16 protein-coding genes and 1 pseudogene are annotated in these 15439 nt (G+C 70.2%); 10 read left to right on the top strand and 7 right to left on the bottom strand.

The annotated features are described in order from the left end of the window. Positions 1 to 135: 135 nt before the first annotated feature. The gene (locus ACFO4E_RS10005) at positions 136 to 741 is read left to right on the top strand and encodes a TetR/AcrR family transcriptional regulator (protein WP_378573181.1); all 606 of its coding nucleotides are present in this window, start codon (positions 136 to 138) and stop codon (positions 739 to 741) included. A 221-nt stretch (positions 742 to 962) separates the two neighbouring features. Here ACFO4E_RS10005 and ACFO4E_RS10000 read toward each other — a convergent pair whose 3' ends face one another. Then, complete coding sequence (locus ACFO4E_RS10000) at positions 963 to 2213, bottom strand: DUF418 domain-containing protein (RefSeq protein WP_378573179.1); 1251 nt, start codon at positions 2211 to 2213, stop codon at positions 963 to 965. Between the two features lie 19 nt (positions 2214 to 2232). Then, a complete protein-coding gene (locus tag ACFO4E_RS09995) occupies positions 2233 to 2886 on the bottom strand; it encodes a hypothetical protein (protein WP_378573177.1) in 654 nt (217 codons plus the stop codon). A gap of 118 nt (positions 2887 to 3004) precedes the next feature. Here ACFO4E_RS09995 and ACFO4E_RS09990 point away from each other — a divergent pair, with 118 nt between their 5' ends. Continuing rightward, positions 3005 to 3607, top strand: coding sequence for a TetR/AcrR family transcriptional regulator (locus ACFO4E_RS09990; RefSeq protein ID WP_378573175.1), 603 nt, complete (start codon positions 3005 to 3007; stop codon positions 3605 to 3607). A gap of 137 nt (positions 3608 to 3744) precedes the next feature. Here the strand turns inward: ACFO4E_RS09990 and ACFO4E_RS09985 are convergent, their stop codons facing one another. After that, a complete protein-coding gene (locus ACFO4E_RS09985; protein ID WP_378573173.1) occupies positions 3745 to 4563 on the bottom strand; it encodes an SDR family oxidoreductase in 819 nt (272 codons plus the stop codon). 622 nt (positions 4564 to 5185) lie between these two features. Here ACFO4E_RS09985 and ACFO4E_RS09980 point away from each other — a divergent pair. Beyond that, a pseudogene (locus ACFO4E_RS09980) lies at positions 5186 to 5308 on the top strand (NmrA family NAD(P)-binding protein); the annotation flags it as partial. Positions 5309 to 5333: 25 nt separating this feature from the next. Here the strand turns inward: ACFO4E_RS09980 and ACFO4E_RS09975 are convergent. Next, positions 5334 to 5672 carry a hypothetical protein gene (locus tag ACFO4E_RS09975; RefSeq protein ID WP_378573461.1) on the bottom strand — a complete coding sequence of 113 codons (339 nt, stop codon included), beginning with the start codon at positions 5670 to 5672 and terminating at the stop codon, positions 5334 to 5336. Between the two features lie 195 nt (positions 5673 to 5867). On the opposite strand from ACFO4E_RS09975, the gene ACFO4E_RS09970 reads away from it, so the two are divergent. The 5 genes from ACFO4E_RS09970 to ACFO4E_RS09950 are packed head-to-tail and all read left to right on the top strand — an operon-like array spanning position 5868 to position 10207. Continuing rightward, a complete protein-coding gene (locus tag ACFO4E_RS09970; RefSeq protein WP_378573171.1) occupies positions 5868 to 6518 on the top strand; it encodes a recombinase family protein in 651 nt (216 codons plus the stop codon). A gap of 24 nt (positions 6519 to 6542) precedes the next feature. Then, positions 6543 to 7202, top strand: coding sequence for a TetR/AcrR family transcriptional regulator (locus tag ACFO4E_RS09965; RefSeq protein WP_378573169.1), 660 nt, complete (start codon positions 6543 to 6545; stop codon positions 7200 to 7202). Continuing rightward, positions 7199 to 8146, top strand: coding sequence for an ATP-binding cassette domain-containing protein (locus ACFO4E_RS09960; RefSeq protein WP_378573167.1), 948 nt, complete (start codon positions 7199 to 7201; stop codon positions 8144 to 8146). Before ACFO4E_RS09965 ends, ACFO4E_RS09960 begins: the two co-directional genes overlap by 4 nt. 17 nt (positions 8147 to 8163) lie before the next feature. Beyond that, entirely contained in the window at positions 8164 to 9006 is an 843-nt protein-coding gene (locus ACFO4E_RS09955; protein WP_378573165.1) for an ABC transporter permease, read from the top strand. Positions 9007 to 9040: 34 nt separating this feature from the next. Continuing rightward, positions 9041 to 10207: a macrolide family glycosyltransferase gene (locus ACFO4E_RS09950; RefSeq protein ID WP_378573163.1), complete on the top strand. Its 1167-nt coding sequence runs from the start codon at positions 9041 to 9043 to the stop codon at positions 10205 to 10207. Between the two features lie 195 nt (positions 10208 to 10402). Here the strand turns inward: ACFO4E_RS09950 and ACFO4E_RS09945 are convergent, their stop codons facing one another. After that, on the bottom strand, positions 10403 to 11131 hold the full coding sequence (locus ACFO4E_RS09945) for an SDR family oxidoreductase (RefSeq protein ID WP_378573161.1): 729 nt from the start codon (positions 11129 to 11131) through the stop codon (positions 10403 to 10405). 43 nt (positions 11132 to 11174) lie between these two features. Further along, positions 11175 to 12062 carry an NmrA family NAD(P)-binding protein gene (locus ACFO4E_RS09940; RefSeq protein ID WP_378573160.1) on the bottom strand — a complete coding sequence of 296 codons (888 nt, stop codon included), beginning with the start codon at positions 12060 to 12062 and terminating at the stop codon, positions 11175 to 11177. Positions 12063 to 12458: 396 nt separating this feature from the next. Between ACFO4E_RS09940 and ACFO4E_RS09935 the strand changes: the two genes are divergently transcribed. Then, positions 12459 to 13043, top strand: a complete 585-nt coding sequence (locus ACFO4E_RS09935) for a TetR/AcrR family transcriptional regulator (protein ID WP_378573158.1) — start codon at positions 12459 to 12461, stop codon at positions 13041 to 13043. A gap of 291 nt (positions 13044 to 13334) precedes the next feature. Here ACFO4E_RS09935 and ACFO4E_RS09930 read toward each other — a convergent pair whose 3' ends face one another. Then, positions 13335 to 13970 (bottom strand): TetR/AcrR family transcriptional regulator, encoded by a 636-nt coding sequence (locus ACFO4E_RS09930; RefSeq protein WP_378573156.1) that lies wholly within the window; start codon positions 13968 to 13970, stop codon positions 13335 to 13337. A 148-nt stretch (positions 13971 to 14118) separates the two neighbouring features. On the opposite strand from ACFO4E_RS09930, the gene ACFO4E_RS09925 reads away from it, so the two are divergent. Continuing rightward, the gene (locus ACFO4E_RS09925) at positions 14119 to 14880 is read left to right on the top strand and encodes an SDR family NAD(P)-dependent oxidoreductase (protein ID WP_378573154.1); all 762 of its coding nucleotides are present in this window, start codon (positions 14119 to 14121) and stop codon (positions 14878 to 14880) included. Positions 14881 to 15439: the final 559 nt, after the last annotated feature.

Below are 15439 nucleotides of genomic sequence, written 5' to 3'. Positions count from 1 at the left end.
AGGCCGCCGCGTCGATCAATTACTAAAGCTACAATCTGTTGCGTTTAAGGAAGCTTACTTACGACCGGCTTGCACCGCAACGCCGCACCCCGCGACAATCGGCACCCGAGCAGAGAACGGGAGGTGAGCGCGGCGATGGCCAACGGGACCGACCGGCCGCCCGCACGGCGCCCCGGCGGCCGCAGCGCGCGGGTGAGGGCGCGGATCCTCGCCGCGACCGCCGAGCTCGTGGCGCGCGACGGCATCGCCGGCTTCCGCTACGAGGAGGTCGCCGAGTCCGCCGGCGTGCACAAGACCAGCGTCTACCGCAACTGGCCCGACCGCGAGGAGCTGGTGGTCGAAGCCCTCCTGCGCTACGCCGAGGACCTCGCCTCGGTCGCCGACACCGGCGACATCCACCGGGACCTGGTGGAGTTCCTGCTGGCCCTCGCCGGCGGCCTGGAAACGCCGTTCGGCCGGACGCTCGAACAGGCCATCTACCACACCGACGAAAGCCCCGCCGTCCGCCAGGCGGTGGCCAGGATCCTCGACCAGCGCGTGGCCGCCACGCGGCGGCGGGTGGACGCCGCTGTCGACAGGGGCGAGCTTCCCCCTGTCGACAGCGCCTTCCTCGGCGAGATGATCTCCGGACCGGCGCACCTCATCGTCAACCGCGGTATGCGCCCGTTCACCCGCGTGGACGCGGAGCGCATCGTCGGCGTGGTGCTCGCCGGCCTCCGGGCCACGGCACCGCACGCCTGAGCGGCCGTCCCGGCCGCACCGCGCTTCATGTCCGCGCTCAGCGCGGCGACGCGGGAGTGCCGGACCGGTTTCGGGCGCGCGGGTCCGCGAACCGCGAGCGGGAACCGGGGATCCCCGGTTCCCGCCCTCCCCCAGGCCTGGCGCGCCTGCTGCCCCACACAACGGCGCGGCCGCCCGGCACCTGGAAGTGCCGGGCGGCCGCACCGCCCTCTTCGGTCCTCTCAGTCGTTGCCGGACCGCACCGCCCGGTAGGTCAGCCTGCGCAGCAGCACCTCCGCCGGGCCCCGCCTGCCGGTGCGGTCGAGCGCGTACGCCACGGCGACGGTCGCCAGCCAGGTGGCCACGGCCACCAGCATCGCCGACCAGCTCGACAGGTACACCCCCAGGCCCAGCCCCCAGGCGGCCAGCACCGGCCCCCAGACCAGCGACTGCGCCAGGTAGCCGCTCATCGACCGCCGGCCCAGCGACACCAGCGCCCGCACCGGCAGCGACCGCTGCCGGCCGCGGGTGGCGATCCAGTGCGCGACGAGGCCGAACAGCGCGGCATAGCCCACCCCGGCGAAGGTCCCGGTGAACAAGTGCAGCTCGGTGACCACCGGCAGATAGGCCGGCCCGATGGCGCCGACGTGCTGGAGGGCCAGCGGCAGTCCGGCCAGCCAGCCGACGGAGATGCCCGCCACGGCGAGGAGGCGCAGCAGCGGCAGGTGGCGCGCGGGCTCGTCGAGCAGGCGGTGGCGGGCGGCCAGGAGCCCGATCAGGAACGCCGTGGGCAGCGCGAAGGTGATCAGGCCGGAGACCAGGGCCACCCCCCAGGTCGGCAGGCGGATGGCGGCGGAGAGGAGGTAGCCGGTCTCGGTGATGCTCGTGCGCTGGATGTCGGCGGCGGAGACCGCGGCGTCGGCCGCCGGGAGCACCAGGCCGGCCACGGCCGTCGCGACGCTGTACAGTGCGCCGGCGGCCAGCAGGACGGCGATCCAGACCTTGAGGGTGCGGTCGGTGCGGTTGAGGAAGAGCGGGACCATGATCAGGCCGATCAGGCCATAGGTGCCGATGATGTCGCCCTGCCACAGCAGGAGGGCGTGGACCGCGCCGAACAGCAGCATCCACAGGTGCCGCCGGCGCAGCAGGCGGCGGGCGTGGGCAGGGCTGGTACCCCGGGACATCTGCCGGGCGTAGAGCTGCCCGACCCCGTAGGCGAAGAGGAAGCCGAACATCGTATAGGCGCGGGCATCGACGGTGACCACGGTCAATGCCTGGGCGATCTTGTCGGCGATGTCGCCGTCGGCGGGGTGCAGCAGGGCGAGGCCGGCAGGGGCGTCGTAGATGAACCACGGCACGTGGGCCAGGGCGATCAGCAGCAGCATCATCCCCCGCGCCAGGTCGGGCGCCAGGGATCGCTCTGCCAGCGGAGTCGAGTGCACCGGGCCGCCGCCCGACGGGGCCGGCGCGCGATGGGTGTCGCGGGTGGTCATGGCGTCCTTTCGATGGGGGTCAGGTGCCCGCGCCGTCGAGCAGCCAGGAGTGGCGCAGCCGGAGGGCGCGCTCCGTGCTGGCCAACGCGGCGGCGGCGACGAGCGTGATGTTGAGCCAGAACGGCAGCAGGACGGGCGATGTGAAGGTCCCGGTCACCTCGTTGACCGGGGGGATCTCCGAGATCGGTCCGAGGGCCTGCAGCAGGTTCAAGCCGACCCCGGCGACGAGCAGGACCACCGAGACGAGCCCGATACAGCGGCTCAGAATCGGGTGCTCGCGGTGCAGGCGGGCGCGCCGCCCCTCGGGGGACCTCGGGTCGGGGGTGAGCTGCTGCTCTGCGCCGCTGTTGGCGACGTAGTGGCAGCGTCTGATCCCGAAGGCGCTCATCGCGACCTCGATACGGCCGCCTGGGACGGGGAAAGCGGCGGGCATCTTGGACTGGGCGCGGTGTCCGCCGTCGAGGTACAGGTGCGCCCTGACCTCACCGTCCTCCTGCTCACCCCAATGCACGACGTCGACCGCGTACTCCATCTCGCGGCCGTCGTCTCCGGGGAGGCGGAGATAGAACAGAGAGCGGCCGAGGAGATGCCACCAACGGAAGCGCTTCAGTTCGCGTCCGTCCCCGTCCTTCACACGCGCTGCCGCCCGCCGACGGCGCCATTGCTCGAACATGTCCCGCCCCCCATCCTGAGCCGACCGGTTTCCAACACACTGTGCTAGCGCGAGAAGAGACTAACACAGCGTGCTAGTACGGCGTGCTAGTAGAGTTGGGGAGGAGGTGGAGGTACCCATGACTGAATCAGCCGGCTCGAAGCCGAGTTCTCGCGACAGGATCCTCGTGGCGGCCGCGACGATGGTGAGCGAAAATCCCGCCGCACGATTGAGCGTGCGGGCGGTCGCCGCCAGGGCGGGCGTGAGTACGGGCTCGCTGCGGCACCACTTCCCGACGCAGCGCGCTCTCCAGGACACGGTGCTCGCCGGCATCTATGACGTGGTCTTCCCGGGCGACCCCATCCACGACACGGACACGCCCGCACGCGACCGGCTGGTCGGCTGCCTGCGGCAGATCATCGCGCCCATCGGGACCGGACAGCAGGCGAGAGACGCCCTGGGCACGACCTATCAGACGCTCATCGCCACCGAGCCGTCCGAGGACACGCGGCAGGCGTACTTCGCCATAGAGCGGCAGATGCAGCACCGCGTGGAGCACTGGCTGTCCGTCCTCGCCGACGAAGGAGCACTCCCCGACGGCGACAACGCTCAGCGCGCGAGGTTCCTGCTCACGGTCATCAACGGCCTCACCCTGGAAAGGGCGCTGCCGGGATCGGAATCGGCCCTCGTATCCGAGACCGCGACCCTGTTCACCGCCGTCGATTGCGTGCTGCGGGACTGAGCGGCGTACGCCATCGGGCCGCCGGTGCCGCGCCATCGGCCACCCACCCGTGAACGCGGGCGCCCGGTTCGCCTCACCGGCGGCAGTCCGGAGCGCTCGTCCTGTCTCACTCGGATCGCGACGAGGGCCGGCTCCCGTCAGTTCAGGAACTCGCGGGCGCCCCGCAGGGTGGTACGGAGACGCGCCCGCGTGGCGGTGCAGTCCAGACGTACGTCGAGCGGCCCGGGCAGGCCGGTGTCGGATTTCCGGGCGAAGGGAAGCACGGCAGGGTCGAGACCGTCCCGGCGCGCGATCAGGATTCCCAGGTCGTAGCGGCTGACCGCGTCGGCTCCAGCGACGTGGTGGACGCCGGCGTGGTCGGATGAGGCGAGTTCCACAAGTGCGGCTGCCAGGTCGCGGACATGGACCGGGCAGCGCACGTCGTCGGTGAACAGCGCCCCAGCGGCCTCACCTGCGGCAAGGGCGTGCACCCGCCGTTCGTGGGAAGAGCCGCCATCACCGATGATCAGCGAGGTGCGGGCGATCACCGCCGCCGGGCTGACGGCCTTGATCGCCGTCTCCGCCGCGGCCTTGGCGGCACCGTAGGGGGTGACCGGATCCGGGGCCGCCGTTTCGTCGTAGCGGACCGCGGTCCCGGAGAACACGGCGTCGCTGGAGACATGCACCAGCCGCGCGCCGACTGCGGCGGCCGTGATGCCCACGTGCGCGGCACCGTCCGCGGTGCTCTCCCAGTCGTCCTGCCGGTAGGAGGTGTTGATGACCAGGTCGGGCTTTACCGCGGTCACCAGATCGGCGACCTGCCGGCGGTCCCGGACATCCAGGGCGGACCAGGCGGCCCCGGCCACGTCGGGCCGTCGCGTCCCGTACGTCGCGGCCACCCGGCGGCCCGCGGCCAACGACTGCCGAACGACCTCGCTGCCGAGAAACCCGCTGCCACCGACGACAAGGACCACCATGAGCGGTCACCACCTCCGATCGGGACGAGCATGGACACCTTCGTACCAGTGGCAGGCGGTGGACGTGCGCGATGCCGACCGGGTGCGCGCTGGTGAGCAGCCCGCCGAACTCGGGGCGCTCCCGTGGATGGAGGTGGGGGGTGCCCGTCCCGGTGTACGGGTGGAGTGAGACAGGACGCTCGGCCTGCGCGCTGGGCGCCTGATTCGCCTCATAGGCAGTGGTTCAGGGTGATCTTCGGACACGACATCCGTACAGCCGACGCTGTATCCGCCTCGTTCTGCGCAGGTGACGCGGGCCGCTGATGCGCCCGCAAACGTAATACGGCGGCCCAGCCCCGCCCGAAAACCTCAACCTTGGTTTGACTGCCGATAACGTTCACTTATCGGTAGTCAGGAATCCAGCCCTCCGGGGACTCTTGATTGATCGCGATATGCAATTACGTTATTTGTTAACGTTTTTATCCAACGAAACGATACTCAGGGCGCTGCGAGGAGCCACCGGCGGTCGCCAGGTAGAGGTTGCCGCCCTCCGAGAGGGGTCCCCGTCGGTCCGGTCCCCGGCGCGCGGCCTCGCCTGGGCGTGCGCCCCGGGCCCCATCATCGACGGCAAGGCGCCTTCGCCATGTCCCTGAGCGGCAAAGGACGGGCTCTGATCGCCGGAGCCACGGGGATGCAGGGAGGAGCGGCTGTCCGGGCGCTGCTGCGCGGAGGCTGGGAGGTGACCGCCCTGACCCGCGACCCCGGCTCCCCTGCCGGGCGCGACCTGCGGGCTACTGTTCGCGTTCGTCGCCGCGATGGCCGAGACCGAACGCGCGAGCAGCCACGAGTCCACCCTCGAAGAGCTCGACGCTGTCGTCCGCAAGGGCGAGCGAGGCGGCCGGAACCCGGTCATCACCGACGACATGCTCCACACCGTGCTCCGCCGCCGCGCGCTCGGGGAGTCCGTCGAACAGATCCAGCCCGACCTGATCATCCCCACCGGCAGCCGCAAGGGCCGCAACCACCCGGTGGCCAGCATCTACCGGGCCCCTCACCGAACACGCCAAGCCCGAGGCCGTCGACGCGGCACACGCCGACTTCACCGCACTCCGCCAGCGGTCGGCGGCCACACCCACCGCCGCTCAGCGAAGTCGCTATTCGCGGGTCCAATCCTTGCCCAGGGCGTGGTCAGGGCCTGTCCGGCGGATCCTGTGAACAAGGCCATGTTCCACGGCAGCCCCCCGACCCCTGGGAGAACACCCCCGGCCCACACCGGGGGCCAGCGTTCGGCAATCGGTTCGTTTGACGACCGAAAGGCGGCCGCCATGGCGCTCGTCGGCCTGGTCCGGGTCGGCACCGACAAGCAGGACACCCAGCGGCAGCGCGACGCCCTCGACCCGATCTGCCTGAAGGCGTTCGCGGAGAAGGTCAGCGGCAAGCTCGCCACCGACAAGAGGCCCGCGCTGCTGGAGGCGCTGTCCCACATCCGCGACGGCGACATGCTGACCGTCCAGGAGGTCGACCGCCTCGGCCGCAACCTCCTGGAGGGGCTGATCGTCCTCAACGACCCGTTCCAGCAAGGCATCGCTGTCAAGGTGCGGGAGGGCATCGCGGCCTGCGAGCACACCGAACGCTCCCTGATCCTCGACCCGGCCCTCGCCCTGACCGAGGACCGGCGCCGCGACATCGTACGCAAGACCAAGGACGGCCTGGAGGCGGCCCGCCGACGCGGCCGCGTCGGCGGCCGGCGCCCCGTGGTCGACGACGACAAGCACGCCGCGATCCTGGCCCGCCGCCGGCGCGGGGAATCCATCCGCGCCATCGCCGCCGGGGGCAAGGTCTCGGTCGGCGTCGTCCACAAGACCCTCACCGACGCCAAGGACTCCTGGGTCGCTCCCAGCGTGTTCTTTTCCACGCCGATCCAGCGGACACGTTGTCCTTGTGTCGAGGTGATCGCCCTCACGTTGAATGAGTGAGTTCTCACTCATAAGCTCTCGAGTATGAGTGAACAGCAACAACCCCGGCGCCGGGCCTCCGCGATGGCCCCGGACGAGCGGCGCGAGGCGATCGTGCAGGCGGTCCTCCCGCTGCTGGCCGAGCACGGCGCCGACATCACCACCCGCCAGATCGCCCAGGCCGCCGGGATCGCGGAGGGAACGGTCTTCCGCGCGTTCAAGGACAAGGACGAGCTCCTGCACGCCTGCGTGACGGCGGCCTTCCGAAGCGACCGGGTGTGCGCCGCGATCCGGGGACTTCCCCGCGAAGGAGACGTCGCCGCCCGGCTCACCGAGGCCGCGCTGCTCGTCCTCGACGACTTCACGCGCCTCGGAGACCTGATCCAGAACCTCGTCACCACCGGCCACGACGTCCACAGGCACGGACCGGCCCTCCACCGCGGCGGCGGCCCCGGCCCCCGGCCTCCCGCGGAGTTCATCGACGACCTCTCCGCCGCGATCGCCTCCGTGCTGGCACGGCACGGCGAGCGTTTCCGCGTCCCGGTCGACGACCTGGCCCGGATGACGATCTCCGTGGTGGTGGGAACGAAATTCGATTCGAAGCACGAGGACATCCGGGCCGCGGTCCGCACCCGCATCGACGTGCTGCTGTACGGAGCCCTGGCACACAGGGAGAACAACGACACCCCGGGAGCGTCCCGTTGAGCGACCCCATCATCGACGTCAGCCACATCAGCAAGCGGTTCGGCACCGTCACCGCGCTCGACGACGTCAGCCTCCAGGTGCCGCAGGGCAGCGTGCTCGGCCTCCTCGGCCACAACGGTGCGGGCAAGACCACACTGATCAACATCCTCAGTACACTGCTGCCGCCCAGCAGCGGCACCGCGCACGTCGCCGGTTTCGACGTGGTCGCACAACGCCGCGACGTCTGCGCGCGCATCGGCCTGACCGGCCAATTCGCCTCCGTGGACGAACAGCTCTCCGCGCACGAGAACCTGGTGCTGATCGCCCGGCTGCTCGGCGCGAGCCGACGCGAAGCGCGCCAACGAGCCGACGAACTCCTGGCGACCTTCGACCTGACGGATGCGGCGAAGCGTCCCGTGGGCGGCTATTCCGGCGGGATGCGGCGGCGGCTGGACCTGGCCGCGAGCCTGGTCGGACATCCGGACGTGGTCTTCTTGGACGAGCCGACCACCGGGCTGGACCCGGTGAGCCGGCTGAACCTGTGGCAGACCGTGGAATCACTGGTCGCCGACGGCACGACCGTGCTGCTGACCACCCAGTACCTGGACGAAGCCGACCGGCTGGCGGACTCGATCACCGTGCTCTCCGCGGGCAGGGTCGTCGCCGCGGGAACGGCCGCGGAACTGAAGGCACAGGTCGGCCAGCGGACGGTGACCGCGACGCTCGCCGAGCCGGGCGACCTGCCCGACGCGCTGCGAGCACTCACCGCCGCCGGTTTCACGCCCACCCACGACGAACAGCGCAACGCGATCACCGTGCCGGTATCGGCATCCCGGGAGTTGGCCGCCATCATCCGCCCCCTGGACGAGTCCGGCATCGAGATCGCCGACCTCGGCCTGGGCGAACCGACCCTGGACGACGTCTACCTCACCCTCGCCCACCAGGCCGACCCGGCCGCGGCCTGAACCCGATGGGAAACCCGATGACCACCACCACGAGCACCGTCCCCGCAACCGACCGGCAACCGGCGCCGGCGCGCCGCGACTGGCACGGCGCCGGTTTCGCCACCCAGATCCGCGTGCTCACCGGCCGGTCCCTGCGCGCCATGGTCAAGGATCCGCAGATCATCGTCTTCAGCCTGTTGCAACCGCTGATCATGCTGGTGCTGTTCAGCCAGGTCTTCGGCCAGGCGATGCTCGGCAGCGTCGCCGAGCAGGGCGACAGCTACATCGACTACCTGATGCCCGCGATCCTGGTCACCACGGGCATCGGCGCCGCGCTGCAATCCGGTGTCGGGCTGATCACCGACATGAAGAACGGGGTGATCGCCCGCTTCCGGTCGCTGCCCATCGGGCTGAGCTCGGTGCTGATCGCCCGCAGCCTGTCCGACCTGGTCCGGACCGCGGCGCAGCTGCTCATCCTGCTGCTCGTGGCGACCGCGGTGTTCGGGTTCGATCCCGCGGGCGGCGTGGGCGGTGTGCTCGCGGCCACACTGCTGGCGCTGCTCGTGGCCTGGGCGCTGACCTGGGTGTTCCTGGCCATCGCCACCTGGCTGCGCAAGGAAGAGGTGATGCAGAGCGTCGGCTTCCTGGCCATGTTCCCGCTGATGTTCGCCTCCAGCGCCTTCGTCCCGCTCGACTCGCTGCCGGCCTGGCTGCGGGTGATCGCGCAGATCAACCCGCTCACCTACGCCGTGGACGCCTCCCGCAACCTCTCCCTGGACCTGCCCGTGGGCAACGGCGTGATCCTGGCCGTGGCCACCAGCGCCCTGCTCTGCCTGATCGGAATCGCCACCGCCGTCAGGGGCTTCCGCCGCCCGCTCTGAGACGGCCCCTTACCAGTCCGAAAGAGAGGCACCCATGCACATCGCCTTCGCCACCCTGCCCGCCCATGGACACATCAACCCGACACTGCCGCTGGTGCGCGAACTCGTGCGCCGCGGCCACCGCGTCGGCTACGCCGTGAACGAGGCTTTCCACCCCACCGTCGAATCCGCCGGCGCCACAGCGCTCGCCCTGCCCGGCGAGATACCGTTCGCGGAGTTCGGCAACGCGGCCAGTGGCCAGTCCGGCGTCAACCCCGCCGACATGAGCCGCGTGCTGGACTTTTTCCTCACCTCGACCCGCGATGGCGTGACCGCCCTGGAGGAACGCTTCACCGCCGAACGGCTCGGCCTGCCCGGCATCGCGCTCCACTCCACCCACGCCGGCCACGAGAACATGTCGCTCCTGGACATGTTGCCCGGCGCCCCGGACGCGGTCCCCGGGGGCTCCGCAGGGTTTCCCGCCGACATGCAGGAGATCGTCCCGCTGATGCAGCGGATGAGCGAGCAACTCGCCGCCGATCTGGGCGTCAAGCGGGTCAGCCCCATGGAGGGCGCACCGGCACCGCTGAACATCGTGTTCATCCCCCGCGAGTTCCAGTTCGCCGGGGACACCTTCGACGAGCGCTTCCACTTCGTCGGCCCCTCCATCGGCATCCGGGACACCGACGACAGCTGGCAGGCCCCGGAACCGGGCAGACCACTGCTGTTCATCTCGCTGGGCACCGCCTTCAACAACCAGCCCGACTTCTTCCGGGACTGCCTGAAGGCGTTCGGCGACGGCATGTGGCGCGTGGCGATGGCGGTCGGTGACCATGTCGACGTTTCCCTGCTCGGCCCGGTGCCCGGGAACTTCGACGTCCGCCCGTCATTCCCGCAGCCCGCGGTACTCCGCGACGCCGACGTGTTCCTCACACACGCCGGTATGAACTCCACGATGGAGTCCCTGTACTTCGGCGTCCCGATGGTCGCGGTGCCCCAGATGGCCGAGCAGGAGGCGAACGCGCGCCGGGCCGAGGACCTGGGGTACGCGCTCCGGCTCGACAACGCCGGCATCACCGCCGGCCTGCTGCGCGGCAGCGTCGACCAGGTCCACGCCGACCAGCACATCCGCGGCAATGTCACGGAAATGAGCAAGAAGCTGCGCGCGGCCGGAGGGGCTGTGGCGGCGGCCGACGCGCTCGAAGCCCATTTGGCGAACTGACCTCCTCAGGCGGGCGTCGGGGTGGCCCTACGCGGGCCCGCCCCCCAGGCCGGGATCGCCACAGGTTTGAGCGGTAGAACCGTGACCTGGACGACGGTACCGCGGCGGGGCCGATTCGTCCTGTTCGCAGGTCCTACACGGCGCATGAGTACCGTCTTTGACGGCCTCATCGCCGGCTCGCCCCTTCCGCTGAGCTCAGCTGACGCCGAGCTTCTCGGTGATCTGTGAGTAGAACTCGGCGCGGTCCCCGGAGAGGTAGTCCTTGACCACCGCGGTGGTGTCGTCCACCACGACCTCGATCTCCCCTGAGGCCAGTCCATCGAAGGAGCGGCGCGGCACCTCGCGCGGCTCGATCATGGGCCCGTCGTAGCCCTCCTTGGCCAGGTCGGTCCTGGCCACGCCGAACAGGACGGCCTGCACGTGCGTGCCCTGGGCTGCGAGCTCCAGGCGCACGCCGTTGGTCATGTTCCACGCGGCGGACTTGGCCGCGGCGTAGGCGCCGGCACCGAGGGTGGAGAACCACGCCAGCGCGGACAGCACGTTGACGATGCCGCCTCCGCCGTTGGCCTTCAGGACGGGCGCGAACGCGCGGATCACGTCGAGAGTGCCCCAGAAGTGGGTGTCCATCTCATGGCGCACCTGGTCGAGGTCGCCCGTGACCAGGGAGGCGCCGGTGGAGATGCCCGCGTTGTTGACGATCAGGGTGACGTCGTCGGCGGTCGTGGCGGCCGCGGCGATCGACTGGTGGTCGAGCAGGTCCAGGCGCAGCGGTACCACCCGCGGGTCGTCGAAGTCGACGGTCTCGGGGCGGCGGACCGCCGCGTAGACCTTGCTGACGTCGCGCTCCAGGAGTTCGAGCACGAACTGGCGGCCGATGCCGCGGTTGGCGCCCGTCACGAGGGCGACCTGGTCGGTGATGTGCATGGTCTGTTGCCTTCTGTGCGTGGGTCCTGGGGTGGGGCCGGGCTCAGCGCGAGCTCTGGGCGCTCTGGGCCAGGGAGACGAGGTAGTCCGCGGTGGGGCGGCCCGAGCGTCCGGACAGGCGTTCGATGTCGCCGCCGGTGGTGTGGCACTTGCCCGTGGCGATCGCGGCCTGGAAGTCCTCGACCATGGCCTGGGCGTGGTCGGGGTCCATGCCCCAGGTCGTGAGCGACTGGACGACGTCGGGGCCGGGGGCGGCGCGGTGGGTCACTGGGCGGCCGGTGGCCTGGCTGAGCAGGGCGGCGATGTCGTCGTAGGTGTAGGGCTCGGGGCTGACGAGGTTGTAGGTCGCGCCGAGGTGGCCCTCCTGGGTGACGGCTCCCGCGATGGCCGCGGCCATGTCGGCGCGCGGCGCCCAGTTCATCGGGTGGTTGCCGGTGGCCGAGAGCAGCTCGCCGGAGGCGGCCGCCGCGGCCAGCTCGGGGCCGAGCTCGTCGAGGTAGACCGAGTTGCGCAGGAACGTGAACGGGATGCCCGCGGCCAGGATCGAGTGCTCGATGGCCAGGTCGACGTCTTCGAGGCAGAAGGGCCGCTCCTCGGGGTCGGCCAGTCCCACGTAGGCCAGCTGGGTCAGGTTCGAGGCGTGGACGGCCATGACCGCCCCGTGGAGCTGCTGCAGACGAACTGCGTTGTCCGGGGAGGGCGGGGAGATGAGGACGAGCTTGTCCACCCCCTCGATCGCGCGGGCGAAACCCTCGGGGTCGTCGTAGGTGGCCACGCGCGGGGCCATGCCTCGGGCGGCGAAGCGCCTGCCCTTGGCGTCCGAGCGCACCAGGGGGATGACGTCGCCGGCCGCGACGCCCGAGGTGAGCAGGTGGTCCATGACGAGGCCGCCGAGGTTACCGGTGGCGCCGGTGACAGCGATGGTGGGCATGGGGGTGTCCTCTCGAAAGGCGCATACGCGCATGAAGCGTAGGATCCTACGCTTCATCACCGTACATCAAGCGTAGGGTCCTACGCTTGTGCGCTTCGGCACATGAGACCAGGTGAGAGCCACACCGAGCCTGAGCGTTGGCGTCGCGGCCGCGACGGGGCCGCAACGTCGCACAGGGCGGGGAAGGAGCCGACTGCGGCCACCCCGAAGGGCGCCAAGGGGCACCCGCGCGCTTGCACCCGGGGCCGCGCCGGTCAGCGCCCGATGGGCGGTGGGTGCGGCAGGACCGCACGAGCAGGGGCCTTTCGTCTTCCGGGCGGTACTTTAAACAAAGAGCCCTACGTTTGACGGTGGGCGTGCACGGGGCACGCCCACCCGCCCAGGGGGAGGACGCGCATGGAACCCGCCACGACCAGGGCCGCGCCCAGGCCACTGCGGGCCGACGCCCAGCGCAACCGCGACCGGCTCCTGGAGGCCGCCGTGGAACTGCTGCCCCAGGAGGGCCCGCACCTGCCCCTGGAAGCGGTCGCACGCCGGGCCCGGGTGAGCATCGCCACCCTGTACCGGCACTTCCCCACCCGCGAGACCCTGGTCCTGGCCGTCCACCACCAGGAGATGACCGAACTCGCCACCTGGGCCGACGAACTGGCGACCACCCTCCCAGCCGAGGTCGCCCTCCAGCGGTGGCTGTACCACCTCGGCCGCTACGGCAGCACCCGCCCCGGCCTGGGCGATGCCTTCCGCGCCGCCGCCCTGGCCGGCGAGGAACTGCTGGAGCAGACCTACAAGGCGACGGTCGACGCCCTGGACGGGCTCATCGCCGGTGCGGCCGCCACCGGGCACGCCCGTTCGGACATCGAGGCCGGGGACGTGCTGCTGGCGCTGTGCGGAGTGTGGGACCTGCCCGGCACCCCCGAGGCCAACGCCCAGACAGACCGGGTGGTGAGGCTGCTCCTGGACGGACTGGCCTCCGCCAGATAACCGCGTCGAGGCAACCGAGAGCGGAATCGAACCCCAGCAGTGAAGCACGGCAGAGGACAGACGCCCCCTGTCACTGGGTCGCGCTCTACCGCCAAATCCTGTAGCAATCCTCCCAACCCCCGAAAAGCCCCCGTATCGCCGGGCGAGCACGAGAAAGCTTCCGCAACCCTCGGTTGCGGGGGCTTTATGGAGTCGGTCTAGAGCGATGGCGGGGACTGCACCGCTTCACGTGCCCAGCTATGTGCGCACTCGGAGGCTCCGGCCCAGACGCCGCCGCGTGCGACGGGCGGATCAGGCCGACGGGTCAGAGGCGTAGCGGGCAAGCATGGTCTGCACGGCTTGCTCGACGGCGTAGCGGGTGTCAGGGGATGCGGGGTTCCAGTCGGTCAGCAGCATGCGAGGCCACAGGACGTAGTTGGCGATCATGCCGAGGAACTGGTTGGCGGCGCTCTCGGCGTCGGGGACATCGGCGTTGCCGGCCTCGTGCTCGGATTCCAGGTAGTGCTGGACGGAGGCGAAGTAGGGCAGTTTGCCGAGCTGAAACTGCATCCTTCCCAGTTCGGGGAAGCGGGGCAGTTCGGCGATGACGATGCGGAACAGGGCTGTCATGCCGGGCCGGCCGATCAGATCGGCATAGCGGTGACCGATGGACCGCAGCCCGGCGCGCAGGTCCCCGGTCTGAGGTCGCGCGACAGCGTCGCCGGCGTCACGTTGCCAGGACTCGGTGACGATGGCCTCGAAGAGAGCCGCCTTGGTGGGGAACTGCTTGAAAAGGGTGGACTTTGAGACCGCCGCCGCTTCGGCGATGCGGGCGAGCGAGGTGCCGTCGTAGCCGCGGTCCAGGAACAACTCCGTGGCCGCGGAGATGATCGACTCGCGCTTGTGCTGGGCGAGTCGGCGGTGATGCGCGGAGAGCTCTGCTGCCATGTACGCAGTATGCCCCACATCCGAGACGAGTCACTTGACTCGCCTTTCTTGGTCGGCGTACGGTGCAGAAGAAAGGCGAGTCGTTCGACTCGCATCTGATCTGTGGCGCTTCCTGTCTTTCGGGCGCCATGTGATGTAGGAGCATTCGATGGCAGACAACAGGATCGCTTTGGTGACCGGCGCGAACCGTGGCCTGGGACGGAGTACCGCTCTCGCCCTCGCGGCGCGCGGGGTGCATGTCGTTGTCACCCATCGCGGTGATGCGGACGGCGCCGAGGAGACGGCACGGCAGGTGCAGTCCGCGGGCGGGGCTGCCGCTGTGCTGCGACTCGACATCGGTGATGTCTCCTCTTTCACAGCCTTCGTCGCCGAGCTGAGCGGACTGCTGGAACGCCGGGGTGACGTTTCGCGGCTCGACATCGTGGTCAACAACGCAGGAGTGGGCGTTTTCGGCCCGCTGGAAGCTGTCACGCTCGACGACTTCGACACAGTGTTCGACACGAATGTCCGGGGCACGTTCTTCCTCATCCAGTCGCTTCTGCCGATATTGGCGCAGGGCGCCAGCATCATCAACGTCTCGTCGTCACTGAGCCGCCACACCAGCCCCGCGACCTCGGTCTACTCCGCCTCCAAGGCCGCCGTCGAGGCCCTGAGCCGCACGTTGGCCGCAGAGCTCGGCCTCCGCGGTATCCGGGTCAACTCCATCGCTCCGGGGCCGACCGCCACCGACTTCAACGGCGGAGCCATGCGGGACGATGCCGAGATGCGCCAGAGCCTTGCCCAGCAGACCGCGCTCGGCCGCGTCGGCGAACCCGAAGAGATCGGCGACGCCATCGCCACGCTGGCCTCCGAGGACCTGCGCTGGGTCACTGCTCAGCGTCTCGAGGTTTCCGGCGGCGCATTCCTCTGATGCCGAGGAAGACCCCGCAACTCCCTGAACTCCAGGGTGTTGCGGGGACCGCTAGAACCCGCGCATCGGTTGCGGGGGCTTCCTCGTGTGCACAGGTCGGCAGGATCAGTGCCGTCCCCAGCGACCACACACAGTGACCGGGTTGGTGGAAGCCCCGAAGAATACACAGATCACTGGACCAACGGCGCCTACCAGTCTCGACCCCCAAGGTCAGCGGCAAGATCCCCTACTGCGCACCGAAGGAAGTCCTCCGGGCATAGAGGTCGACGGACACACGTTCGCGGACACTCCGCCGGGCCGGCCGACCCCCGGGAAGGCACCATGGACGGCCACACAGCCATAGAAGCGCAGCCTCCCACCGCACGCGGGATCACCACCGAGAACGTCATTCTCACGGAGTCCGCGTACGCGCCGGCCCTCGAACTCCGGCAGGGGTTCAACGCGGGACTGGCGTTCGGGTTCGGTGCCCTCCCGCGCCCGGACGACGTGTGCGTTACTGCGTACGAGGTCCCGGGCGCGCGTCGGGCACGCGTGGGGCGTGGGCTTGACCTTGTGGTTA

It is taken from the genome of Nocardiopsis mangrovi, from assembly GCF_042653925.1.
In the GTDB taxonomy this organism is placed as follows: Bacteria; Actinomycetota; Actinomycetes; order Streptosporangiales; family Streptosporangiaceae; genus Nocardiopsis_B; species Nocardiopsis_B mangrovi.
The sequence above is the reverse complement of the archived record's forward strand: the minus strand, read 5'-3'. Positions and strand labels throughout refer to the sequence as shown.

Coding starts and splice junctions, on each gene's coding strand:
- ACFO4E_RS09995 (WP_378573177.1), bottom strand. CDS start 2,886: ATGTTCGAGCAATGGCGCCGTCGGCGGGCGGCAGCGCGTGTGAAGGAC.
- ACFO4E_RS10000 (WP_378573179.1), bottom strand. CDS start 2,213: ATGACCACCCGCGACACCCATCGCGCGCCGGCCCCGTCGGGCGGCGGC.
- ACFO4E_RS09965 (WP_378573169.1), top strand. CDS start 6,543: ATGAGTGAACAGCAACAACCCCGGCGCCGGGCCTCCGCGATGGCCCCG.
- ACFO4E_RS09955 (WP_378573165.1), top strand. CDS start 8,164: ATGACCACCACCACGAGCACCGTCCCCGCAACCGACCGGCAACCGGCG.
- ACFO4E_RS09935 (WP_378573158.1), top strand. CDS start 12,459: ATGGAACCCGCCACGACCAGGGCCGCGCCCAGGCCACTGCGGGCCGAC.
- ACFO4E_RS09970 (WP_378573171.1), top strand. CDS start 5,868: ATGGCGCTCGTCGGCCTGGTCCGGGTCGGCACCGACAAGCAGGACACC.
- ACFO4E_RS09950 (WP_378573163.1), top strand. CDS start 9,041: ATGCACATCGCCTTCGCCACCCTGCCCGCCCATGGACACATCAACCCG.
- ACFO4E_RS10005 (WP_378573181.1), top strand. CDS start 136: ATGGCCAACGGGACCGACCGGCCGCCCGCACGGCGCCCCGGCGGCCGC.
- ACFO4E_RS09925 (WP_378573154.1), top strand. CDS start 14,119: ATGGCAGACAACAGGATCGCTTTGGTGACCGGCGCGAACCGTGGCCTG.
- ACFO4E_RS09940 (WP_378573160.1), bottom strand. CDS start 12,062: ATGCCCACCATCGCTGTCACCGGCGCCACCGGTAACCTCGGCGGCCTC.
- ACFO4E_RS09945 (WP_378573161.1), bottom strand. CDS start 11,131: ATGCACATCACCGACCAGGTCGCCCTCGTGACGGGCGCCAACCGCGGC.
- ACFO4E_RS09990 (WP_378573175.1), top strand. CDS start 3,005: ATGACTGAATCAGCCGGCTCGAAGCCGAGTTCTCGCGACAGGATCCTC.
- ACFO4E_RS09985 (WP_378573173.1), bottom strand. CDS start 4,563: ATGGTGGTCCTTGTCGTCGGTGGCAGCGGGTTTCTCGGCAGCGAGGTC.
- ACFO4E_RS09930 (WP_378573156.1), bottom strand. CDS start 13,970: ATGGCAGCAGAGCTCTCCGCGCATCACCGCCGACTCGCCCAGCACAAG.